This is a genomic window from Ruegeria sp. CG11, from assembly GCF_056537245.1.
Map to the genome: position 1 here is coordinate 18,850 of NZ_JBQFRE010000016.1, position 22,408 is coordinate 41,257.

18 protein-coding genes and 1 pseudogene are annotated in these 22,408 nt (G+C 55.2%); 5 read left to right on the top strand and 14 right to left on the bottom strand.

Annotated elements, in window-relative coordinates; genetic code table 11:
- Nucleotides 1–46: 46 nt before the first annotated feature.
- Together ACR0KW_RS20150 and ACR0KW_RS20155 are read right to left on the bottom strand one after the other, a co-directional pair.
- Nucleotides 47–2,833 (bottom strand): bifunctional aconitate hydratase 2/2-methylisocitrate dehydratase, encoded by a 2,787-nt coding sequence (locus tag ACR0KW_RS20150; protein WP_480806592.1) that lies wholly within the window; start codon nt 2,831–2,833, stop codon nt 47–49.
- Nucleotides 2,834–3,301: 468 nt separating this feature from the next.
- The gene (locus tag ACR0KW_RS20155; protein ID WP_480806593.1) at nt 3,302–4,609 is read right to left on the bottom strand and encodes an aminotransferase class I/II-fold pyridoxal phosphate-dependent enzyme; all 1,308 of its coding nucleotides are present in this window, start codon (nt 4,607–4,609) and stop codon (nt 3,302–3,304) included.
- A gap of 96 nt (nt 4,610–4,705) precedes the next feature.
- Here ACR0KW_RS20155 and ACR0KW_RS20160 point away from each other — a divergent pair, with 96 nt between their 5' ends.
- The gene (locus ACR0KW_RS20160; RefSeq protein WP_480806594.1) at nt 4,706–5,590 is read left to right on the top strand and encodes a LysR family transcriptional regulator; all 885 of its coding nucleotides are present in this window, start codon (nt 4,706–4,708) and stop codon (nt 5,588–5,590) included.
- Nucleotides 5,571–6,199, top strand: a pseudogene (locus tag ACR0KW_RS20165) (site-specific integrase). Before ACR0KW_RS20160 ends, ACR0KW_RS20165 begins: the two are co-directional and overlap by 20 nt.
- A 458-nt stretch (nt 6,200–6,657) precedes the next feature.
- Here the strand turns inward: ACR0KW_RS20165 and ACR0KW_RS20170 are convergent.
- The 8 genes from ACR0KW_RS20170 to dctP all read right to left on the bottom strand — a co-directional run bounded on the left by ACR0KW_RS20170 (nt 6,658) and on the right by dctP (nt 16,245).
- Nucleotides 6,658–8,844: a CARDB domain-containing protein gene (locus tag ACR0KW_RS20170; RefSeq protein ID WP_480806595.1), complete on the bottom strand. Its 2,187-nt coding sequence runs from the start codon at nt 8,842–8,844 to the stop codon at nt 6,658–6,660.
- A gap of 468 nt (nt 8,845–9,312) precedes the next feature.
- Entirely contained in the window at nt 9,313–10,122 is an 810-nt protein-coding gene (locus ACR0KW_RS20175) for a PhzF family phenazine biosynthesis protein (RefSeq protein WP_480806596.1), read from the bottom strand.
- A gap of 91 nt (nt 10,123–10,213) precedes the next feature.
- Entirely contained in the window at nt 10,214–11,620 is a 1,407-nt protein-coding gene (locus tag ACR0KW_RS20180; protein ID WP_480806597.1) for an amidase, read from the bottom strand.
- A 4-nt stretch (nt 11,621–11,624) separates the two neighbouring features.
- Nucleotides 11,625–11,828, bottom strand: a complete 204-nt coding sequence (locus tag ACR0KW_RS20185) for a hypothetical protein (RefSeq protein WP_170494472.1) — start codon at nt 11,826–11,828, stop codon at nt 11,625–11,627.
- A 132-nt stretch (nt 11,829–11,960) separates the two neighbouring features.
- Complete coding sequence (locus tag ACR0KW_RS20190; protein ID WP_480806598.1) at nt 11,961–13,115, bottom strand: M24 family metallopeptidase; 1,155 nt, start codon at nt 13,113–13,115, stop codon at nt 11,961–11,963.
- Nucleotides 13,116–13,267: 152 nt separating this feature from the next.
- A complete protein-coding gene (locus ACR0KW_RS20195) occupies nt 13,268–14,563 on the bottom strand; it encodes a TRAP transporter large permease (protein ID WP_480806599.1) in 1,296 nt (431 codons plus the stop codon).
- A 1-nt stretch (nt 14,564) separates the two neighbouring features.
- Nucleotides 14,565–15,176 (bottom strand): TRAP transporter small permease, encoded by a 612-nt coding sequence (locus ACR0KW_RS20200; protein ID WP_480806600.1) that lies wholly within the window; start codon nt 15,174–15,176, stop codon nt 14,565–14,567.
- Between the two features lie 64 nt (nt 15,177–15,240).
- Nucleotides 15,241–16,245 (bottom strand): TRAP transporter substrate-binding protein DctP, encoded by a 1,005-nt coding sequence (gene dctP / locus ACR0KW_RS20205; RefSeq protein ID WP_480806601.1) that lies wholly within the window; start codon nt 16,243–16,245, stop codon nt 15,241–15,243.
- Between the two features lie 153 nt (nt 16,246–16,398).
- Between dctP and ACR0KW_RS20210 the strand changes: the two genes are divergently transcribed.
- Together ACR0KW_RS20210 and ACR0KW_RS20215 are read left to right on the top strand one after the other, a co-directional pair.
- Nucleotides 16,399–17,145: a maleate cis-trans isomerase family protein gene (locus ACR0KW_RS20210; RefSeq protein WP_480806602.1), complete on the top strand. Its 747-nt coding sequence runs from the start codon at nt 16,399–16,401 to the stop codon at nt 17,143–17,145.
- Nucleotides 17,146–17,189: 44 nt separating this feature from the next.
- Nucleotides 17,190–17,888, top strand: coding sequence for a GntR family transcriptional regulator (locus ACR0KW_RS20215; protein ID WP_480806603.1), 699 nt, complete (start codon nt 17,190–17,192; stop codon nt 17,886–17,888).
- A 346-nt stretch (nt 17,889–18,234) separates the two neighbouring features.
- On the opposite strand, the gene ACR0KW_RS20220 is transcribed toward ACR0KW_RS20215, so the two are convergent.
- The 4 genes from ACR0KW_RS20220 to ACR0KW_RS20235 form a co-directional block, all read right to left on the bottom strand.
- Nucleotides 18,235–18,426, bottom strand: coding sequence for a hypothetical protein (locus ACR0KW_RS20220; RefSeq protein ID WP_480806604.1), 192 nt, complete (start codon nt 18,424–18,426; stop codon nt 18,235–18,237).
- Nucleotides 18,427–18,451: 25 nt separating this feature from the next.
- On the bottom strand, nt 18,452–18,628 hold the full coding sequence (locus ACR0KW_RS20225; RefSeq protein WP_480806605.1) for a hypothetical protein: 177 nt from the start codon (nt 18,626–18,628) through the stop codon (nt 18,452–18,454).
- A 10-nt stretch (nt 18,629–18,638) separates the two neighbouring features.
- Nucleotides 18,639–20,255 (bottom strand): FAD-dependent monooxygenase, encoded by a 1,617-nt coding sequence (locus tag ACR0KW_RS20230; protein WP_480806606.1) that lies wholly within the window; start codon nt 20,253–20,255, stop codon nt 18,639–18,641.
- Nucleotides 20,256–20,382: 127 nt separating this feature from the next.
- Entirely contained in the window at nt 20,383–21,300 is a 918-nt protein-coding gene (locus ACR0KW_RS20235; protein WP_480806607.1) for a helix-turn-helix transcriptional regulator, read from the bottom strand.
- Between the two features lie 20 nt (nt 21,301–21,320).
- On the opposite strand from ACR0KW_RS20235, the gene ACR0KW_RS20240 reads away from it, so the two are divergent.
- Nucleotides 21,321–22,406, top strand: coding sequence for a pyridoxal phosphate-dependent aminotransferase (locus ACR0KW_RS20240; RefSeq protein ID WP_480806608.1), 1,086 nt, complete (start codon nt 21,321–21,323; stop codon nt 22,404–22,406).
- The last annotated feature ends 2 nt before the right edge of the window (nt 22,407–22,408 follow it).

Consider the following 22,408-nt stretch of genomic DNA (forward strand, 5'->3'; position numbering starts at 1 on the left):
TCGGAAAAAAATCAGGCCGGTTCTATCTGAACCGGCCTGAAAAATTTTAGAAGTGCGCCGACTTGGTGCTTTCCGGCACAACCGGCGGGGCGAACTTGGTCAGGTCGATGCCTTCAACCGCCGCCTTGTACTCTTCGATCTTAGGCGTCCGGCCCAGGATCGCCGACAGCACGACAACCGGGGTCGAGGCCAGCAGGCTTTCGCCCTTCTTGTCCGGCGCGTCCGCCACAACGCGGCCTTGGAACAGGCGGGTCGAGGTGGCCAGAACCGTGTCACCCTTGGCGGCTTTCTCCTGGTTGCCCATGCAGAGGTTACAGCCGGGGCGCTCGAGATAAAGGATGTTCTCATACTCGGTACGCGCCTGCGTTTTCGGGAACAGGTCGTCGAACTCGAAACCCGAGTATTTCTCGAGCACTTCCCAGTCGCCCTCTTCCTTCAACTCGTCGATGATGTTGTAGGTCGGTGCCGCGACCACCAGCGGGGCCTTAAACTCGACCTTGCCGGTTTCCTTTTCCAGGTTCTTCAGCATCTGCGCGACGATCTTGATGTCGCCCTTGTGCACCATGCACGAGCCGACAAAGCCCAGATCCACTGTCTTTTCCGCTTTGTAGAACGAAATCGGACGGATCGTGTCGTGGGTATAACGCTTGGAGACATCGGCGTTGTTGACATCCGGGTCGGCGATCATCGGCTCGACGATCTGATCCAGATCGACAACAACTTCGGCGAAGTATTTCGCGTTGTCATCGGGGCGCAGCGCGGGTTGTTCACCCGACTTGATCTGGGCAATGCGGGCGTCTGCGATGTTGATCAGCTTTTGCAGCATGCCGTTTTCATGCTCCATGCCCTTGTCGATCATGATCTGGATACGCGACTTGGCCAGTTCCAGCGAACCGATCAGGGTGTCGTCATTCGAGATACAGACCGAGGCTTTGGCCTTCATCTCGGCGGTCCAGTCGGTGAAGGTAAAGGCCTGGTCCGCCAGCAGCGTGCCGATATGCACTTCGATCACGCGGCCTTGGAACACGTTGTCGCCATGCTGGTCCAGCATCTGCGCCTGGGTCGCGTGCACCACGTCGCGGAAGTCCATGTGTTCGGCCATGTTGCCCTTAAAGGTCACCTTGACCGATTCCGGGATCGGCATCGAGGCTTCGCCGGTGGCCAGCGCCAGCGCCACAGTGCCCGAGTCGGCCCCGAAGGCCACGCCTTTGGACATGCGGGTGTGGCTGTCGCCGCCGATGATGACCGACCAGTCATCCACGGTGATGTCGTTCAGCACCTTGTGGATCACGTCGGTCATCGCGTGGTAAACGCCTTTCGGGTCACGACCGGTGACCAGACCGAAGTCGTTCATGAACTTCATCAGGCGCGGCGTATTGGCCTGCGCTTTGGCATCCCAGACCGAGGCGGTGTGACAGCCCGACTGATAGGCACCGTCAACGCTGGACGCCACGACAGTTGCAGCCATCGCCTCAAGCTCCTGCATGGTCATCAGACCGGTGGTGTCCTGCGAGCCAACGATGTTGACCTTCACACGCACGTCCGAACCGGCGTGCAGGGTCTTGCCCGGCGTGGTACCGACGGCGTTCTTGTTGAAGATCTTCTCAACCGCAGTCAGGCCCTGACCTTCGTGGCTGATCTCTTTCGACGGCGCAAAGACCAGCGGTGCTTCGACGCCCAGCGTTTCGGCCGCAAATGTCTGCAGTTTCTTGCCGAAAACGATGGCGTAAGACCCGCCCGCCTTCATGAACTCCACCTTTTGCGGGGTGAAGGACGCGGACACATCCACCAGTTCCTCACCATCTTCGCTCAGCAGCTTGTGGTCTTTGGAGTTGATCTTCAGAACCGTGCCGGTTGCGACCGAATAGGCCTCTTCCAGGATCGGGTTGCCATCATTGTTCAGGATTGCATTGCCGTCTTCGTCGACCTTCTTGACCCAGTTCTTCAGGTCAATGCCGATGCCGCCGGTCACGCCCACGGTGGTCAGGAAGATCGGTGAGATACCATTGGTACCCGCGACAACCGGGGCGATGTTGACGAAAGGCACATAGGGGCTGGCCTGCTTACCGGTCCACAGTGCCACGTTGTTGACGCCCGACATACGCGACGAGCCCACACCCATGGTGCCTTTTTCGGCGATCAGCATCACGCGCTTGTTGGGGTGCTGAATTTTCAGGGCTTCGATTTCCTGCTGCGCCTTCTCCGAGATAAAGCACTTGCCGTGCAGTTCCCGGTCAGCGCGCGAGTGTGCCTGATTTCCCGGCGACAGAAGGTCGGTCGAGATATCGCCCTCGGCCGCGACATAGGTGACAACCTCGATCTCTTCGTCGACTTCAGGTAGCTTGGTGAAGAACTCGGCCTTGGCATAGCTTTCCAGAATGTCCTTCGCCACCGCGTTGCCAGCCTCGTACGCGGCCTTCAGACGATCGGTGTCGGCATCATACAGGAACACTTGCGACTTCAGCACCTCAGCGGCCTGCTCCGCAATCGCGGCATCATCACCCAGAGCCAGATCCAGCAGAACCTCAACCGACGGGCCGCCTTTCATGTGCGACAGCAGTTCAAACGCGAAAGGAACCGAGATTTCCTCGACCACGGCTTCGCCCAGAATGATCTCTTTCAGGAACTTGGCCTTTTCACCAGCGGCGCTGGTTGTGCCCGGCAGCGTGTTATAGATGAAGAAGTTCAGCGACTCCGCACGGTGCTCGTTGCCGGCATCCTTGATCTGATCGACAATCTCTTTGACAAGGGCACCATCATCGATGGGCTTGGGGTGCAGCCCCTGTTCCTTACGGGTTTCGATTTCGCTGAGGTAGTCTGTGTAAAGGCTCATGGCTGATCCGGCTGTTTGCAATTTGTGACGCTATGTGCCGGATTCGCGGCGCTCTGACCAGACCCGGCATTCATTTGTATGCGGCGGTATACCATTCTGAAGAAAATATCAAGTGACCAACTGTGCAGTTCTGACAGCACGCGGTTTGGCATTGCCGCAAACTCTGAACGTACCTGTTAGGTCGACTGAAGTTTTAATAGACGCGTGAGCAACTGAATAGCTCTGCGCCACAGCATCCATGAGCTCACTGCGTCGCGGTGCCTTTCGTCCTCCGTCATCATTTCCAAGTCGATACAGAATATGGATAGAGGTTAGTTCAACGGCTGCTTTTCATCTTTCGCGACGTGCTGCGCGCGCAGCCCGCATTGCTGACAATCGCTGCGCGTGCATATTTGAGAACCGCCGAAGTAACAGATCGCGGACACGGCCAACTTTTGTGGAATGCAATCCAACGACCGGAGTGTGCCGCTAGTGCACAAAACACAGCTTGTTGAAAGTTCGCCTCCAGCTAGACACCTCTCCCCCCATCCCAGATTCTGTCAGGCCGCGCTTTATCAAATGCGCCAACTGAGGAGCGTCATCTGCGGTCATGCCCCAACGAACCAATTCAGGTGTCCCAATTCTCAAACCATTCATGTCGCCTTCAACAGCCGCGACGGGTAGTCCGATACCGCACGCCAGGAACCCGTTTTCTCTCAATATCTTGGACGCAGCTTGACCGCCTCCAAATGCCGAAGCTTCGACGGCGAACTGATGAGAATTTGTAAATCCGTCGCCACCAGCAAAGACCGGTATGCCAATGTCGTTCAAGGTCGTAGCCAAGGCCTGAGACATGGCAATCATCTCTTTTGCATAGGCTACACCAAATTCTTTCCAATCCAGCATGGTCACCGCCAATGCTGCTGTTTTCGCCGCATCGAAGTTGGCCGTCATGCCGGGAAATGCGATAGCATCGAGCGCCTTAGCAATGTCGGACTCGTTGGTGACGATCAAACCCCCTGCGGGACCGCCAAGACTTTTGTAAGTGCTCATCGTCATAAAATGAGCACCCTCAGCAAGTGGATTAGACCAGGCCTTGCCCGCGATGATCCCACATTGGTGCGCGGCATCGAACATGACTTTTGCGCCGATCTCATCAGCGATCGCGCGCACCTCGGCCACAGGGTGCTCGAACAGGTTCAAACTGCCACCAACGGTTATGAGTTTTGGGCGTTCGGCCAGGGCCAATGCGCGAAGCTGATCGAGATCGACCGTATAGCCCGCGGCGTCCACCGGCGCCTCGATCGTGCGCAAACCAAACAGTCCGGCGCATCCCGCGAGATGGTGCGTGACATGCCCGCCAATCGACGCAGGTGGAGCGATGATCGTGTCACCTGCTTTGCAGGTCGCCATGAAGCCATAAAGATTGGCCAGAGCACCCGAGGGGACACGAACCTCCGCAAACTTAGCATCAAATACCTCGGCACAAAGCTGCGCCGCAATCACCTCGATCTCTTCAATGGCCTCAAGACCCATTTCATATTTGTCGCCCGGATACCCCAAGGAGGGCCGTGATCCGATGCCTGAGGACAAAAGAGCCTCGGCCTTTGGGTTCATCACATTGGTGGCCGGGTTGAGGTTGAAACACTCTTCCTCGTGGATCACGCGGTTCTGTTCGGCAAGACCTTCAATTAGGGTCAGAAGGTCGGCAGATGTCGTGCCAGTAGCCTTTTGCACAATGTCCTGAACCCGCGTCTCGCAGGCTGCGGGTACCCAATCTCGTTCCACTAGCGTCATTGAAAATCCTCCGTTTGGCATAGTGTGCCGTTGAACGCGGTGACAGCGCAAAGCAGAAATGCTAATTCTTGGCGTAGAAAAACTAAGGCTAATGTCGTGAGTGTTGCCCCCAAACGCCCCAAAGGTCCTCCCCTAAACGCCATGCGAGCCTTTGAAGCGGCTGCAAGGCATATCAGTTTTGTCGCTGCCGCAGAGGAATTGAACGTTACGCCCGGTGCAATTTCGCAGCACATAAAAACGCTCGAGGGTTGGGCAGGCACGGCCTTGTTTCGCCGCAACGCACAAGGTGTAACGCTCACGGCCGCTGGTTCCGATCTACTGCCAAAATTCACTGCCGCTTTTGACGGATTGGCGGAAGCCACACATGCGCTGCGCAACCTGAGACCAGTTACTGATTTTCACATTGCGGCCCTTCCGTCCCTCGCCCAGCTTTGGCTACCCAAGCGCCTTGCTAGGATCAGAGAGCTGTTCCCCGAGATCAATTTCTCAGTCACAGCGATGGAAACCCCACCCAGCTTAACGCGCGAGCTATTCGATTTGTCCATTTTCATTGGCGTGCCAGATCCTGATCAAAATCAAATCCGGATTTGCCCCGACGAGATCGCCCCCGTATGCACGCCCTCAGTTTTGAAGCGTTTTGAGGGTTTCGATCATAGTGCATTATTACACGATCAGACTTGGATCGACGATTGGCGGCTTTGGTCAGAAGCCGTTGGCGCGACGGTGCAACATCCTCAAAGAGGTGCACAATTTTCACTGTATAGTCTTGCGGTGGAAGAGACGAAGGCTGGCGCAGGCTTATTGATGGGGCATTTGCCGCTGATCGAAGAGGCTTTGGAGTCCGGCTCGCTTGTAAAGGTAGACGAGCGGTCATGCACAACTGGCCGATTCATACTTGTGAACCTTCCAGACGCTTCTCGTCAGCGCCCAAAAACGCAACAGATCGCATTGGCGCTTTCCGATGAACCCAATCGAAGCTGACATTCGCCCGCTTCGCCCGGCCTGGAACAAGGAGCGCATCGTCGGTCAGAAGCGGCCTTTGAAGCCAAAGCATGTCTGGGCAATCCACATCCGACATGAATTAGCCTAGCACCATCGGGACTTGCACTGTGCATTATGGCGATCGACAGCAAGCTCAGCGGCTGTGATCTGGTGAAGATGAACGTCGCAGACGTAATGGCGTCGGGTCGGATCAAAGAACGCGCCTCCGTCCTGCAAAGCAATAATCAGAAACTCCTACGCTTCGAGATTTCCGAAGGCACACGTGCTTCTGTCGAAAAGTGGTTGAAGGAAAAGCTGATGGTCGGCTCAGGTTACCTGTGGACAGGCAGCTTCCATGGGCATCTTCACGTCCCGACCCGCCGATATACACGGATTGTCCGCGAATGGGTTACGTCGATTGGCCTAGAGGCGAGCGCATACGGCACGCATTCGATGCGGCGCACCAAGGTCACGCAGACTTGCAAGGAGACAGGCAATTTGCGCGAAGCTCAGCTATTGCTTGGCCACACAAAGATGGACAGTAAGGTCCAGTATCTCGGGGTGGAGCTGGAAGACGCACTCGCGATTGAAGAGACAATTGAAACCTGACTATCCGGGCCGTCTTCTCGGGCGGCCCAGAGCCGACCTTGAGCATAGCAGCCGAATGCTGCTTCTGCAGCCCGCATTACCGACCTTCGCTGCGGGTGCGAAGTCCGGTGTCAGGCAAACGGGCGCTTGGCGGACATTTGTTGCCGTTGGTATTTTCATTTCGAATGGGCCCCTTTGCGCGCTGTACGGCTGAAGAGAAAACTGCAACGGTGGATAGAGTTAGTTTCGCGGCGCATATTCGAATGCTAACCCTTTTGATTAATGAGCAGACATCCACTCTCGATGGGTCAGTGCGCCAGACTAAAACTTTGATACCTGTCTGGTATTTTCTTAAGTGAAGCGAGGAGAATTTGTGGTGACCAGTGGCGGGGTCTGGACCAAGAAAGGCAACCGCGGTTGCCGGTGCCTTTCCTGTTTTGGTCCCGTAATCTGCTTTCCAAAGGTCGGTAAAGGGTTAGTCAGAAATCAACTGGAGTACCTGCCTGTCCCTCTGTGATCAGGAAATGATCGATACCCAGATCGTCGAGATCCACTCCTTTCAACAAAAGGCTGGAATCCTCGGCATATTGCAATAGTGCACCGTCACTTGTTTGGACGAGGTCCAGCAGAGGATCATATGTTTCGCCGACCCCAATTTCGATCACTACGGAGTCGAAGTTGAAATCGAAGTCGTCAACGACGTCGTGACCATCCCCTGTTGTTACGCCAGTCGATGTGCTGCGCACCACGCCGATCATGTCATTTCCATCGCCGGTGATCAGCAGATCGTTCCCAAGGTTGCCGACGATCAGATCGTCTCCTGCACCGGCATCGATAGTGTCATCCCCGTCGCTGCCGATGATCAGGTCATTTCCTGCTCCGGTTTGCAGATGGTGAATGCTGCTTCCGGACAATTCCACCTGATCGTCATGATCCGTCGCTACGATGCGCTCAAAATCTGTGTAGACCGAGGCCGTTTGGCCGTCGGTCGGGGAGAATTCGATCAACTCGTACGAGTTAGACTCGACCCAATAAATCCCAACGCCTTCTGTGCTTGAGGAGAAATCCAGCGTGTCAAAGCCTGCGCCACCATCGACCATGTCAAAACCTGCTCCGGCAAAGGCAATGTCATCACCTCCAAGCAGGTCCACGATGTCTCCGCCTGCGCCACTGACCCAAACGTCATCCGCGTCGGTTCCAACCGAAATACCACCGACCAATGTCACGTCGGCAGTCGAGCTGTTGTTGCTAAGGTCAACGTCCGACGGGGCATCTGACACCAGAATGACTTGATAGTCACCGGCCGCCACGCTGCCGCCGATGTTTGCCGAGAAGGTAAGTGTTGTCATTCCCCCAGCTTGCAGGCTTGCGGCGCCGGTCCAAATCTCGATGTCATCGGCAGAAAGAGTTCCGTCCGTTGAAAGATAGGCTGTGAACCCGACATTGATTGCCGGACCTGTCCCAAGGTTTGATACGTCAAATTCCAGATCAAGCCGCGCACCGGTTGAACCGGTTGGAGTTGAGATAAGGCCGCCCGGACCCAGATCGAAATCTGATGAGGCTTCGATACTGACAGTGCCCACCGAGATGTCCACAGTCGGTTCTGGCGGCGGCGTCAGTGTGATCGTTTGGATGATCGTATTGTTGTCCAGCTGCGTGTCTGCGGTTCCGTCGCCCCACTCAACAACACTGATCAGATAGTAATCGCCCGGAGTATAATCCTCGGGCAGCCAATGCGAAGTTGAGGGGCTTGTCGTCAATCCGGAATAGGTGCCTCCGGTGATACCCGCAATCCGGTGATCGTCTGCAGAGATCGTTGCATCTGTGGAAATGTAGGTCGCAACACTGAAATAAGAGACATCCATGTTGGAGGCATCGTGGATGACGTAATTCATCTGAATTCTCGCACCGCCTTCCAGATCGAGATCTGAACTGCCGTCGACAGTTGCGGACACAAGTTGCAGGTCTGTGCTGGGGGCTTCGACCGTGATCTGCACCCATTCAGTCTGATTGTCCGCTTCACTTTCTTCGTCAAGAGAGTTGGTGCTGTCTACGCGCACGGCGACCCAGTACGTTCCCGGCTCCAGCGACCCCGGGTCAAGCGAGAACGAGATCGCGCCCGAATTTCCAGTGGCCATAGCGCCAAGCTGGGCAGTGTCGATAGTGCTTATCACAGACGCGTCGTCCGGGGCGGATGCGATCAAAAGCTCGACCGTGGACTCTGCTGCGTCGATCACACCGTTAGACGCGATATCCACGTGGATGTCGGTTGTCTCGCCGGGGGACAGGCTTACATCTTCAACTTCAAGGGTACCGGCGGTCAAATTGGCAAGGCGGGGCACGATGACCTCGGCCGCTGATTGTGTCATGTCCGCAAATTCGAACACTTCGACGCCCGAAATCGTATCGGTGCCTTCTGGGCCCGATACCTGGATGCGCCCGTCACTCAGCAGAGTGACGTCGTAGTCATCCCTGGCAAAAGTGAATACAGCTGTATCGGTGCCGCTTCCGCCATAAATCGTATCGTTGCCACCTCCACTGATCAGCCGGTCGTTCCCTCCCTTGCCGTCCAATATCTCGTCGGCGTCTGAACCTATGAGAACGTTGTCTCGTTTGTTGCCGGAAATGGTGTTGCTGTCACCGCCACCTTTATTTGGCTTGGGCATAATAACCTCCTTTAATCTATAGACTTACTGGTTGAGTGACAAAGAATTACGTCAACAATTTGGCAATGAGTGTCCCTGCAATTGAACAATCATAGGTAGATCTTCCCAGACGCTGAAAACCAGCCGCAGGGTGCTGTGGTGAATGTCTGTTTTGGTGAAGCTACACTGCTGCGCACTTGCAAAATGCAAGGAGCAGATTTGGACCGTAGGCACAGCGGCTAATGTCGGCTCACAATAGATCGCTGCTGTTAGTGCAAACTACAGCATCCGTCACATTGGGCGCATTGTTGCCGTTCGAAGTGACAAGTGCTGCAACCGGCGCGAATGGCAGTTCAGTGGCCTTCACAGCTATTTGGTCGAAATCTATCGAAACATGCCCGTACAATCTGCTATCTGAAATCAATGTACGACCAGGTTTATCGTTCCCGCGTTGATTTCAGGAGCGCTGCAGGTAGGTTTGCAGTCGCTTTAATGCGCAAACAAAATAGCTTCCAACGAAGTTACAGCCGTTCCTTCAAGGATGACTCGAGAACCATCATTTTCACAATAAATGACACCCCCCCGTGCCGATAACTGACGAGCCAACAGGTGTTTTTTTTCTAATCTCCGAGACCAATAGGGTGTCAAACAGCAATGCGAGACGCCAGACACGGAATCTTCTGGCACACCATTCGCCGGAGCAAAGAACCGCGAAACGAAATCAAACTCTCCTGCCCCTTGTGCGGATATGATGACTGCGGGCAAAGGCAGTTTTGCAAGGGCTGTCAGGTCCGGAGTGCAGTTCACGACGTCATCTTCGCTATCAAAGACAGCTAGGTAGTGCTTTGCAGCCAGCACTTTCGAGGGTTTCCTCCCAAGCGCGTCGATCAGACCCGACGGGGCATCGATCACCTCCGGCACAAGCGCGGGCATGTCCAGGCGCAATCCGTTTTCCCCGCGACGAACCGTCATCCGGGCGGATGCGGAATGGAAAGTTGCCGCTTCCAACCCGACCTCGAGGTAGGAGAACACGACATGAGCGGCCGCGAGCGTCGCATGTCCGATCATATCCACCTCTCGCGTGGGGGTGAACCAACGTATGTCGAATTCGGCAATTGCATCGCGGTTGCGCGTATTTGCTCGAGGAACAAAAAATACCGTTTCAGATTGGTTCAGTTCACTCGCGATGGATTGCATGACCGGTACTGGCAGCCATTGGTCCAGCGGGCACACGCCAGCCGGGTTTCCGCTGAGAGGGCGGTCTGAAAAGGCATCGACGATAAAAGTCTGAAGTTTCATCTATTGTCCTTGGCTGCAGGGCTGGCTGCCGACATCCCGTGTCAAGGAAGCGTGCGCAGGAAGAAGCAACTGAAGGTGCAAATCCATCCTGTTAGCCATCTACTCTTGGGTGCGGGATTGAGAACGCCCCATCGTTTTCAATGGCAAAAGCGACACGAAAAATCGTGCTTTCTTCGAAATACCTTCCCACCAGCTGTAACCCTATCGGCAATCCTTCCGAGTGCATTGCACAGGGCATCGTCAACGCTGGGTGGCCGGACATGTTAAAGAAGGTGGTAAAGCGTGTGATGGCATTGCCAACAGCTTCTTCCACTCCGTCACGGGTTGTTTTCACGGTTCCCAGCTTTTGAGCAATTTCCGGTGTCGCCGGCGTCAGGATCAGGTCGACCTCATCAAACAGCGCGTTGGTCTCTTGACGATAAAGTTCCACGAAGCGCTTGGCGCGTATGTAGTGTTCCGCCAACAGCGTCTGCCCCAGAGCCAGCCCGGCGCGAAAGTCCTGCCCATAAAGCTCACCTCGTTCCTGCAAATAGGCCGAATGCGCACTCAGAGCTTCCGGCATTTGAACGGTGAGAGACACGGCGCGGCTATGTTCAAGATCTGGAAATGTCACGGGAAGCAGAGACGCACCCTTCGCGGTCACGAAGCTTTTGACATCCTCCAACGCAGCCAGAATTTCCGGATCGGTCCGCTCGTAATAGAAATTGGTCGGAATGCCGATGCGCAACCCCGAGATATCATTGTCGAGAGCAGCGGCATAATCTTCGACCGGAAGGTTTTGCGAACCTGGATCGCGAGGGTCATATCCTGCAATGATTCCCAATAGATCAGCGCAATCCGCGACGCCTCGTGTCATGATGCCCACATGATCCAGCGTCCAGCAATACGGCACCACACCCGTAGTTGGCACTCGGCCAATGGTCGGTTTCAGTCCGACCAGTCCGTTCAGCGCGGCTGGAGCGCGCACGGATCCGCCAGTGTCCGTCCCAAGACTGGCGGGGACCAAGCCGAACGCTACTGCAGCCGCTGATCCGCTGGATGATCCTCCGGCCAGGCGGTTTGGATCATATGCATTCACGCAGGTACCGTAGACCTCGTTCTCGCCGGTTGCGCCGTAGGCAAACTCATGCAGGTTGGTCTTGCCCAGACTCAGTGCGTTTACCTTTCGCATTTGGGCGATGGCAAAGGCATCCTCGGTTGCAATTCTGTCGTGAAATACGCGCGATCCGGCAGAGGTCAGAACCCCTTCGACATCAAATAGATCTTTGGATGCGTATGGAATACCCGCGAAAGGCGATCGGTCCAGATCGTCGCGCGTGAGGGTCCCGGCCACCTTGCGCGCAGATTCGTCTGTCACGGTGATGAAGGCTTTGGATTGGTCATTGTGCCGTGCAATCCGCTCTGCAAAAACCTCGACCAGTTCAGTTGGCGTGATTTCACGGGCGTCGAGCCTGGATTTCAGGCCGCGGACAGTTTCAAACGCTATTTCTTTGGTCATCAGGCTATCGCTTTTGAACGGTCAGAGACGGAGGTATCGTGCCAAGGTCGATCTTGCGAAGGACCTCCAACTCGTCCAGCAACTCCTGAAATCCGGTTATGATGCCCAGTTTCGGGTCTACAAGCTCGTCTATTTCCGCATCGCTCCAGTCATGCGAGGCCATCTGGCTACAGATACCTGTCAGAGTCTCTTTTTTCAGTTTTTGCATGTTACCCATCCACGCAGGTTCCGATGAAGCCTCCGGCGCTCCAATACGCGCGCCGGACTCGTACGTAACAGTTGCGGCAGTTCGCGCGTATGGCAACGTGTTGCCAAGTTTGGATCTGCCGTTTTTGAGGGCTCATTTACTAAGCAGGATCTCACGCGGATAGTTGGTGATGTAATCGAATCCGGTTTCCGTCACGACCACCGAGTCTCCGATCCGGCCGGCGGTGACACCATCTACCGAAATGCCGCCATCAACCGCAAAGGTCATGCCCGGCTGCAGCACGGTCTTGTCACCGGCTTTCAGCTCTGGCGCTTCCAGGTAAGCAACACCGATGGATCGACCGGTGCGGTAGCCGGTTTCATAACCACGTTCCTGATAGACTTCGTTGGCGGCTGCAGCGATGTCTTCGGCCAGAACGCCCGGGCGGATCGCGTGGATCGCGGCTTGCTGCGCGTCAATCGCGGCCTGCTGCACTTCGCGGTCCAGATCCTTCACTTCACCGATGTGGAACATGCGGTCAAAGCCCAGCTTGTACTGTTTGAACTGCGCCATGTTGCAGAAGCAGAAATAGACGGGATCAAACTTTTCATAAGCTTTCACACCGGCGCGACCATGCACCATCGAGGTATTCTTACCGCTTTGCACAATCTGCAGATTGTGGATCATCGGCGAGACAAAGCTGTCCCAACCCTTGTCGGTCAGAAAGGTTGCCGCTTTGCGCGAACCTGCATCAATCACCGCCAGCGCGCTCTCGTATTCCTGCGCGCCTTCTTTCAAGGAATTATGCGCAGCAAGCATCATCGCGCCAGCAATCTCTCCAGCCTGTTTCATCACCTCGATTTCGAAGGGCGATTTGATGGTCCGCATCGCGCCCAGCACCGGAGAGATATCCTTGAGCGGAACGCCCGGATAGGTCTCGTCCAGATGGTTGCGGACAATTGCAGGGACCGAACCCTTTTCAACCCAGATCTCGGATGGGTTCTCACCCAAAGCACCGGCCAGCGCCCGGCCCCATGTTCGTTGCCCGATATCTTCCCAAGTACGCACATCCTCGACCCATGTCATGGCGTCGACCATTTCCGATTCCATCAGCGGCGTGATGACGACGGGCGAGTCATCTGCGTCCACCACCAGCATCGTGGGGCGCCCGAACTCGATCCCTAGGTAACCCCAGAAACCTGCCAGGTAGGCCATCGAGCTTTCATCGGTAAACACGGCCTTTTGGATGCCTGCATCCTTCATGCGGCTCTGAAGCTCGATAGTTCTTTGTTTTGCGTGTTCAAGCATGTGCCTTCATCCTTCAAAATAAGCCAACGGCATGACACCAAAACCGTTGGCAGGGTTGATCCTGAGCCCGTCCAGTCATTGTCGCACGGACGGCCATTTCGAATGTGAATTTCAACGCCGCCCGCCTTCCACGCGGGCGGCGTGTTCGCGCCTCAGTCGAGGAGACCCGGCAAGAAGAGAGCTACCGGCGGCACAAAGGTAACAACGAAGACCATCGGCAGGTGACCCAGCAGCAGGAACTTCAAGGTAGGGCCGACATAAGTGGACAGTGGTTGTCGGGTGACACCCCCGGCCATGTAAAGCAGCGGTGCGCAGGGCGGAGAGATGTTGCCCAGTCCCAGGTTCGTGCCGACAATGGCAGCGAAATGGATCGGGTCCAAACCAATCTTCTGCGTTACAGGCAGCAGAATGATCGCGGCTAGGACTCCACCCGATACATCGTCGATGATCATGCCCATGATCAGCAACAGCAGGTTGATCAACAACAGGATGACGATCTTGTTTTCCGAGATGGTCAGCAACAGATCGGCAAATTGGGTCGGCACCTTGGCCAGAACCATGCCGCGGCTCATGACGAATAGGAAAAACAGAACCATCAGGATCGCACCGGTCAGACGCGCGGCTTCGACGGTCGAGTCAAACAGCTTGTCGAAAGGCAACGTGCGGTAGATCAGTAAGCCGACGGCCAGTGTATAAACCAGCGCCATCGAACCGGCTTCGGTCGGCGTGGCGATACCGCTGTAGATCCCACCCAGAATGATCACCGGCATGATGATCGCAAGGCTGGCACGTTTACCGGTCTGGCCGATTTCTTTCACGGTGTCCGAAAAGGACAGTTTTTCTGCAACCGTGATCGTCGTATTGTTCCGCAGGAACCAGAAATTCAGCGCACAGTACGTGGCGGCCAACAATATCCCCGGACCCATGGTTGCCAGAAAACACTTGGCCACGGACTCGCGGATCGCAATCGCGAAGACAATCATCGGAATGCTGGGCGGGATCATCAGCGCCAGAACCGAAGACACAGCAACAAGCGCCGTCGCATGGCCCGGGGGATACCCTTCCTTGATCATGCGCGGGACCATGATTTTACCGATGGCCGCAATCGCAGCCGAGGCCGAGCCCGAAATCGCCCCGAACAGTGCGCAGGTCACAACCGTAACCGCGCCAAGCCCACCCTTGGTGCGTCCGACGAAGGAATTGACGAAATCCAACAGACGCTCGGATATCCCCGACGCGCCCATCAGGGTGCCCGACAGGATAAACAGCGGAATGGCAAGCAGCGAGAACGCACTGACCTGCGAATAGCCAAATCCGGCATGAAACGAGATGTCAGTGCCTTGCAAAGTGCCGAAAACAAGCGCTCCGATGCCGAAAGCAAAGCCGACGGGCACCTCGATCAGCAGCAGGACAATGACGATTGCGATGGCAACGAAAAACAGTGTCATGTCATTCCCCCCCTTTCCCGGTGATCAGGGCGCGGGCTTCGAGGAAGATCTGCAGCACCATGTAGAAACCCATCAGCACGAAGCCGAAGACCATGCTGAGGTCCCACATGTATTTCGGGAACTTCATGTAAGAGCTTTTGCGGTTCAGGTTGATATTGAACTGCGCAAAGTCCCACGCGTATTTGGCAAAGACGACCAGTGCGATAAGGCAGACGACCGACCCGAACAAACGGAAGGCAAGCAATGTCTTTCGATTCCGAAAAACCAGCGACATTACTCCACCTTCGATGTGGTCACGCTCGCGCGAGCAATAGGCCATTCCGATGAAGTAGATCCACAAGGCCATCATCGGCGCCAGTTCTTCGATGCCGAGGAACGGAGATGAAATGACATATCGCATGAAAACCTGCGCGGCCATGACCAGGCCAAGAGCAATCATGGCGACAAACATGATGACACGCATCAGCCACGCAATTTTGGCTTCGATCGAATACAGGCCACCCAAGCCGCGATAGACAGGCAGATCGCGATCCTCTGGCGCAGGCACCGGTATGATCGGCGATGGCACGAGGACATCGTCCAAGCTGTCTGTATGCAAGATATCCTTTGTCATTTTCCCTCCCATCCCCAAAAAGAAACACGCGCAAAGCGGGCTTTGCGCGTGTTCGTGAATGGCGTTATTCCACGCCGGCCGCCTGCTTGATGGCGCTCATCACTTCTGAGCCGATGATCTCCTCCATGTAGGGGTATTCAACGGCAACAACCTTGGTACGATAGGCATCCAATTGCTCGGGGGTCAGTTCGATGACTTCGATTCCAGCCGCTTCGATCTGCTCGAACCACTTGGGGCTTTCGGACTCGGCGTTTTCCCAGGCCCAGGTGACAGCTTCGTTGGCCGCTTCTTTAACCCAGCCCTGCTGTTCCTCTGTCAGGCCGTCAAACCATGCTTTGTTTGCGGTCCAGAAAGTGTGCTCGAAGTTTTCGCGTGTAAAAACGTAAGCGCTCAGCACGTCCTTGAACAACAGAACCTCGGATGGCGGCGAATAAGCCCGACCGTCAATGGCGCCGGTCTGCAGTGCTGTATGCACCTCGGAGAACGCCATCGGAACGGCCGAGAAGCCGGTTGCCTTGTAGCGCTCGATCGCCATGGGCATACCCGGCACGCGCATCTTGAAACCCTCGGCATCAGCCGGGAAGTTTACAGGGACGTCAACGCCTTTGCGCACAACGAAACCGGTAAAATCGGTCGGGATCGTTCCCAGCAACTCCATGCCCAGATCGTTCATGATGCCGTTGTAGACTTCGTTCATCGTCGAACCGGGACCGTAGACTTCCTTGCCCGACTCCCAGTCGTTGGCGACATAACCCAGAACCGACACGTCCCAGCGCGGATCAAGCTCGGAATGGTTCCACGACATGGTCATCTGAACGGCACCTTGGGCAACCTGTTCGACGATCGAGGTCCAGTCACCCAGATCACCGCCAGGGTGATACGAGATTGACATGCTTCCACCAGAAAGCTCGTCCAGCCGCTCGATGAACTGTTCGGATACTTTATGGAAGATGTGTTCCTGATCCATGACGTGACCCAGAATGATATCCTGAGCCGATACGCTGGACGCGGCGAACCCGGCAAAGCCGAGCGCGACAGCACCAGTTTTCAGAAATTTTGACACCAGCATTTACGAAGGTACCTCCCTTTGATCGAAACTCGGCCTGTGCTTGAGGAACCCCCAATCAGGCTGGCGGGATAATTGACCTGTATACAGCTATATGTCAATAATGGATTTAATTGAGGTTTTTTTGCATAAATACGACTGAGGTGCATGCAGGTTATGAGGATTGATCCGGAATCCATGTTTGATGAAGGTCGTCACAACAGGGCGAAAATAGGATTCGTTCTGCTTGCGACCGAGCAGACAATCGAAGACGATATGATGGCATTGATGCCCGACGGTGTAGGCGCGCATTTCGCCCGTGTAGCCATTCCGGACAACATAACCGTTGACAGTCTGACCGCGGTCGGGGTCGACTTGGCACGTGCTGCGTCGACCCTTTTGCCGGATGGAAGTCTTGATGTGATCAGCTATGCCTGCACATCCGGCAGCTTGGTACTGGGCGAAGACACCGTATTTCGTGAGCTGAACAAAGGTGCACCCAATGCAATTGCAACCTCTTTGATCACCTCCGCCATTCGCGCCCTCAAAACACTGACGGTAGAAAAGATCGCGGTGTGCACACCCTATTTGGAAGAAGTGAATCTGAAAGAAAAACAGTACCTTGAACATCAAGGGCTCCAGGTCACGGAAATACGTGGCCTCAATCTGGAAAAAGACAGTGACATGATCCGTGTGCGCCCGGACGTGATCGAAAAGTTGGCCCATTCGGTCGATTCCGGGGCGGCCGAAGCCGTGTTCATAAGTTGTGGTGCGTTGCGGTCACTCGAAGTCATTGAACGGCTCGAAGATGCCCTGAACAAACCCGTGATTTGCTCTAATCAAGCCATGGCTTGGGATGTCTTGCGCAAAGCGGGCGTTGATGACCAAGTTGCTGGATACGGTCGGTTGTTGAGAGACTACTGATTGTCAGTCTAAGACAGCACAGAGCACGCAGAGGGATCAGACCCGTGACTATTGCAGATTCAGGAATTGCGGCGCCCTCAAGGGCAACTGTAGACGAGATCCAAGAGCAAATCTTGGAACGCATCTGCTTCGCGCACTACCCTCCAGGCACTCAACTGAAAGAGGCTGCACTTGCCAAAGAATTCGGTGTCAGCAGAACCCCCGTCAGAGATGCCATTGCGCGAATCGGGCATCTTGGGCTGGTAGAGACGCGCAATGGTGTCGGCACAGTTGTCATCGAACTTTCAGCAGAACGTGTCCGCCATCTTTACGAAATGAGGATGGAGCTTGCCCAGATGATCGGGACATTGTCGCCGATCACTGTCACAGAATATCACCGCGAAGAAGCTCGTTCGATCTACGAAAGCGCCGTCGCACTGCGAGAGCGGCTGGACTCGCAGGAATATGTTAAACTGAACCAACGGCTACAGACACTGATCACCTCTCTGATCGGGAACCACTCGCTACGCGAATTCTGGAACCAGGCATATTTCCAGTCGTCCAGCGTCTGGCACCGCATGGAACAGATTGTTGGTATCGTCGCTTATGACGCATTGGTTCATGAAACCTTTGATTTGGCGAACGCGCTGGAGCGTGAAGACATCGCTGCTGTCGGATTTCTGCAGAGAATCTACATAGGGTATGCCTTTCAACTGATTGAGAAACATCTGCTGAACCCGCAAAAAAGTGAACGCGGATTTTGATCCAATTGCTCAGTGACTACTGGGGGTTTTAGTAAAAAGTCTACAAAAACGCAGGTTTTCTTTGGTAGCCTGCTTTTGTTGTTTTCAAATTTAATCTTTAAGTTCTTCCACCCTCAGGTTTAGGAACTCGCTAAGGGGGACTGGAATTTGCCGCTAGAGTAGGCGAGCGCTATAGCGTCCATGAGCTTGCAGTTATGGAAACACAAGTGTTTTCCGATCATTGGAAACCGAGATTGTCTTTATTCTGGAAAGTGAACGACAAGTTCAGGTGCAAGAAGCCGGTGGTTTCAGGCTACAGGCCTGATGCGCGAACAATCATGTTCAACGCGCATGGCGACTACATCAGCTAGCCCATCCGTGTAATCGCAGCGGACGCCAGTTCGGGCGTGGAAATATCCATGCCTTCGGGCACGTCCGGCAGACGGGTCGTTTCAAGGAACGCATTTCGGATCAGGACCGGTTCAGACAGGGCCGCGTCCGCCAGTACGGTCGCACCCTTCTGCGCCCGAATGGCGGGCAGCGTCGAACGCGTCCGCATGAAACCGCGTTTCGCCGGTATCGATTTACTCCTGCAACGAGCCCGCCTGCTTCACCAACGACAGAACCTTTTCCGTACTGTCGGATTCGTGGCTTAGAAGCAGGGCAAGCCTGGCGAGAAATTGCTCGGATTGCTGCGGACCGACCAAATCAATGGACTTGGCGATTGCCTCATAGACTGTTTCGATGTTGACCTGAGCCATCAACTTCTCCTCACTTGCAAACTGCAGTTTTGTAAGCCGCAAGTACCTCAGTTGGCGTGGCGGCTTTCCAGCGTGCTGCGACATGCCGGTCGGGCCGGATAAGATACGCCGTTTCTTTTGTCGCGCCAAAGATCTCCGCCACTGGACTGTCTGACGACAGGACAATGACGCATAAGTGTTCACGCGAAGCTGCGGATTGAATGGCGTCGGCAAGTGCCTGATCAAAACACAAAACCGTAAAACCATCGGCCAACTCGTCGGACAAGTAGCCTCGGTCCAGCTTGACTTCAGACAGAACCTTTCCGACCTCGGGGCCCGTCGTAAATTCACCGGAACACGGAGTCACAACCGGGCTGTCGGCATAGATGTAGGGGCGCATCTGCCGCGGATTGGCCAATTGTCCTGCGAATTCATGGTCCATTGCCAGTGACAAGGCAGCATTGCGCATCACTTCCCAACCATGTGTTGGCGGTGTCATGAAACGTGCACTCTTGGAGGCATTCGCAAACACGTCCATCGTCGCGCCACGCCGCTCGGGTGTGTAACTGTCCAGCAAATCCGGTCCGGCCTTGCCGCTCAGCACCCAGCCCAATTTCCAGCTGATATTGATCGCATCGGCAAAGCCGTTATTCAGGCCGCGCACGCCGAAAATTGGCACGATGTGGGCGCTATCGCCGACAAAGAACACCCGACCGTCGCGGTAGTCATCCAAGGCCAGCGTGTTGGCGGTGTAAACGCTCCACCATTCCAGGTTCCACGGACCCTCATAGTCAATTTCGTGCAACACACCTTGCACACCGGCTCTGATATGGTCTTCCTGAATGGCGTCTTCCGTCGCCTCGTCTTCGAACAACTGGTAGTCGATCCTCCAGATATTGTCGGGCTGCCGGTGGATCAGGACCGTACCGCCGCGGCGGCAGGCCGGATCGAACAGTGCCCGCCTGATCGTGGGATAATCATGGTCCAACTGTACGTCTGCAATGACATAGCGGCCTTCATAATTCTCACCTTTGAGCCTCAACCCGCGCATTTTGCGGATCGGGCTTTTTCCGCCATCGCAAGCCAGCACCCAATCGGCGCAAATGTCATAGACGTCCTCGCTGTCCTTGACGGTCAGTTCCACACCGTCTTCCATGTCTTCGATTGCAACGACCTCGCTTTGCCAGCGCATGTCGATCAGATCGTTCCGGGCAACCACATCATGAAGATATTCTTCGATATATTGCTGCTGGATATTGTACATCGGGCGGTATTTTTCGTTCTCGCCGTCCGGCATCTCGAACTCGAGGATTTGCCGATTGCGGTAGAATGACCGACCTGTCGTCCATCCCAGCGATTTCTCCAGAAACGGGTCCAGTGCACCAATGCTGTCCAGCATGTAGTAGCTCTGACGCTCGATGCAGATCGCGCGACTGCCATCATTAAATGTCGATTTGTTGTCGAGCAGTACAGACGGGATGCCTTCTTTTGCCAACGCCAGCGCCGCTGTCATGCCAACGGGACCAGCCCCGACAATGACGACTTTTGCCCGATTTGAGAGCCCTCGCCGTTTAGCATCTTTCGGGGCATCAAAATGTGGATATGTGAAGTACAGCGACTCCAGTTGGCCTTTTCCTGTGGGTCTCATGCCGTCCACCTTTTGAATACCGCGCGTTCCTGCTCAGTCTTTCATTGCAGCGACTCTCCTGTCTGTCCTCTGAGTTAAGGGACAAGGCAGGATGAACTGGTAAGCCATTGGACTGCTGTCAACAGCGTCACGCGCACAAGGCGAAGAGAGCAGACTTTGAATTGATCCCCAGTTTTTCATAGGCCCGTTTGCGGTAGGTGTTGACTGTGCTGGCCGCCACATCAAGTTCCCAGGCGATGGCGTCTGTTGTCAGGCCTCTCAGGATTGCCTCGCAAATCTCTTTTTCGCGGCCTGACAACGAATTGAGCGGGCTTTGCAGTTGAGCAGGCTGGTTTTCTGCATAGTGCAGCAATACGATTTTCGATACGAGGGTCCAGAAGTCGCGGCGGAGTTCATCTTCGCTGATGATAAATGGCCCGCTCTCTTGAAAACGGTAAAAATTCATCCCAACCACCTCGTCGTCGCTTCGCGCAAGCACCGTGATCTTGTCGACAATTCCCGTCTTCTGAAAAAACTCCTGCCAATAATCTGGCGGCATCCGATCGGACAGCTCGCTCAGCGTGAGAATACGCATCTGTCCGTCTTGTTTTGTGGCCTCGATATCTGTGCGCAGAGGGTCGCGCAAATACCCGCCTCGCAGGTATTTGTGCGCCAGGTTTTTTGCCGCCTGCTTCTGCCGTTCGTTGAACGACAGATAGCAGTGCGGGCGGTCGCGCTTGTATGAGAAAATCATACATTGATCGGCTTTGACGACATGTTCGATCATATCCAGAAAATGCGCATTGAAGTCCGCAGAGCCGACAGACGCCAGGCAAGACGACAATATTTTCAGGAACTTCGGGGCCCCTTCACCGCTGAAGAAGTTTTCAAGTGTCATGATCTCATGATGAGCAGATTTCGTGGTGTTGGCAACTTGAGGGCTTAACAAAAACCACGCTGTCCGACGTGTCCCCTGCAACAAGGGACATAAATCTCCAAGCTTGGTGCTTATCGTCACAGCCAGATTTTGACCGGTTCCCAGGGCATGGCGAAACGGCACCAACACTCGAGGAGCGCCTGAAGACTATGAGTGAAGCAACACAGATGGAATACACGGCCGGTCGGTCCGCAAATGACGTCAGCGCCCTTGCCCAAGGTCGCCCCGTGACGAAGCTTTCCTCGAATGAAAACCCGTTTGGCCCCTCTCCCAAGGCCGTGGCAGCGGCACAGGCAGCCCTTGAAGGGGCAAATGTATATCCAGAACGAAATGACGCAGCCCTGTGTGGAGCCCTTGCCGATTTTCATAGCCGTGGTCTGACGCCATCGCATTTTTTCGCCGCAAACAGTGGTGTCGAAGTGCTGTCCTTGATCGAAGATGCCTGTCTCACTGAAGGAGAGCGCGCGATCATCTGTCCCCCTTGCTTTGGTGCCTATTCGGCGTCGCTGCAAAAGAAGGGGGCAGCGATCGATACCGTGGCGCTGCAAGGTGCCGATTACCGTGTTGATGTGGACGGCATTCTGTCGGCGGTGACTTCAGAAACGCGTCTCGTCTACCTGTGTAACCCCAACAACCCGACGGGTACCTGGTTTGGCGAGGAAACCCTGTCTGCAGTTCTGGATGGTCTGCCGGATCATGTGACACTTGTCTATGACGAGGTCTATTTCCAGTTCGCCACCGAAACGGGCTTGCCCGATGCAATACGGCACGTGCTGGACGGGCGAAACATCGTGATCGTGCACAGCTTTTCCAAGGCCTACGGTCTGGCGGGAATGCGTCTTGGATACGGCATCGCGCCGCCGGAAAAAACCGCCCGAATCCAGCGTCTGAAGCGTGCCTTTCACATCAATTCCGCAGGCATGGCAGCCGCCATCGCCGCCCTGAAAGATGCAGAACATCTGAAGAAAACCGTCGACAACAACCATTCAGAGCGAGAGCGGTTGGCCAGCGGTCTGCGCGATCTGGGTTTGGAGACGAGCCCCAGCCAGGCCAATTTCGTGATGTTCCGCTGCCCCGTCGGCCATGATGCAGACAGCTTGACCAATGCCCTGGTGCAAGAGGCGGTGATGGTTCGCCCGGCCTTCCATCTGCCGCACCACATTCGCGCCACCGTGGGGACACCTGAGGACAATACGCGGCTCATCGCTGCCCTGAAAACTGTGATCGGAGGCTGAAC

Bases quoted from the DNA above. Each gene is read 5' to 3' on its own strand.
- ACR0KW_RS20155 (WP_480806593.1), bottom strand. From the start codon at position 4,609: ATGACGCTAGTGGAACGAGATTGGGTACCCGCAGCCTGCGAGACGCGG.
- ACR0KW_RS20185 (WP_170494472.1), bottom strand. From the start codon at position 11,828: ATGCAAAAACTGAAAAAAGAGACTCTGACAGGTATCTGTAGCCAGATG.
- dctP (WP_480806601.1), bottom strand. From the start codon at position 16,245: ATGCTGGTGTCAAAATTTCTGAAAACTGGTGCTGTCGCGCTCGGCTTT.
- ACR0KW_RS20190 (WP_480806598.1), bottom strand. From the start codon at position 13,115: ATGCTTGAACACGCAAAACAAAGAACTATCGAGCTTCAGAGCCGCATG.
- ACR0KW_RS20175 (WP_480806596.1), bottom strand. From the start codon at position 10,122: ATGAAACTTCAGACTTTTATCGTCGATGCCTTTTCAGACCGCCCTCTC.
- ACR0KW_RS20220 (WP_480806604.1), bottom strand. From the start codon at position 18,426: ATGCGGACGCGTTCGACGCTGCCCGCCATTCGGGCGCAGAAGGGTGCG.
- ACR0KW_RS20150 (WP_480806592.1), bottom strand. From the start codon at position 2,833: ATGAGCCTTTACACAGACTACCTCAGCGAAATCGAAACCCGTAAGGAA.
- ACR0KW_RS20170 (WP_480806595.1), bottom strand. From the start codon at position 8,844: ATGCCCAAGCCAAATAAAGGTGGCGGTGACAGCAACACCATTTCCGGC.
- ACR0KW_RS20195 (WP_480806599.1), bottom strand. From the start codon at position 14,563: ATGACACTGTTTTTCGTTGCCATCGCAATCGTCATTGTCCTGCTGCTG.
- ACR0KW_RS20230 (WP_480806606.1), bottom strand. From the start codon at position 20,255: ATGAGACCCACAGGAAAAGGCCAACTGGAGTCGCTGTACTTCACATAT.
- ACR0KW_RS20225 (WP_480806605.1), bottom strand. From the start codon at position 18,628: ATGGCTCAGGTCAACATCGAAACAGTCTATGAGGCAATCGCCAAGTCC.
- ACR0KW_RS20200 (WP_480806600.1), bottom strand. From the start codon at position 15,176: ATGACAAAGGATATCTTGCATACAGACAGCTTGGACGATGTCCTCGTG.
- ACR0KW_RS20240 (WP_480806608.1), top strand. From the start codon at position 21,321: ATGAGTGAAGCAACACAGATGGAATACACGGCCGGTCGGTCCGCAAAT.
- ACR0KW_RS20210 (WP_480806602.1), top strand. From the start codon at position 16,399: ATGAGGATTGATCCGGAATCCATGTTTGATGAAGGTCGTCACAACAGG.
- ACR0KW_RS20180 (WP_480806597.1), bottom strand. From the start codon at position 11,620: ATGACCAAAGAAATAGCGTTTGAAACTGTCCGCGGCCTGAAATCCAGG.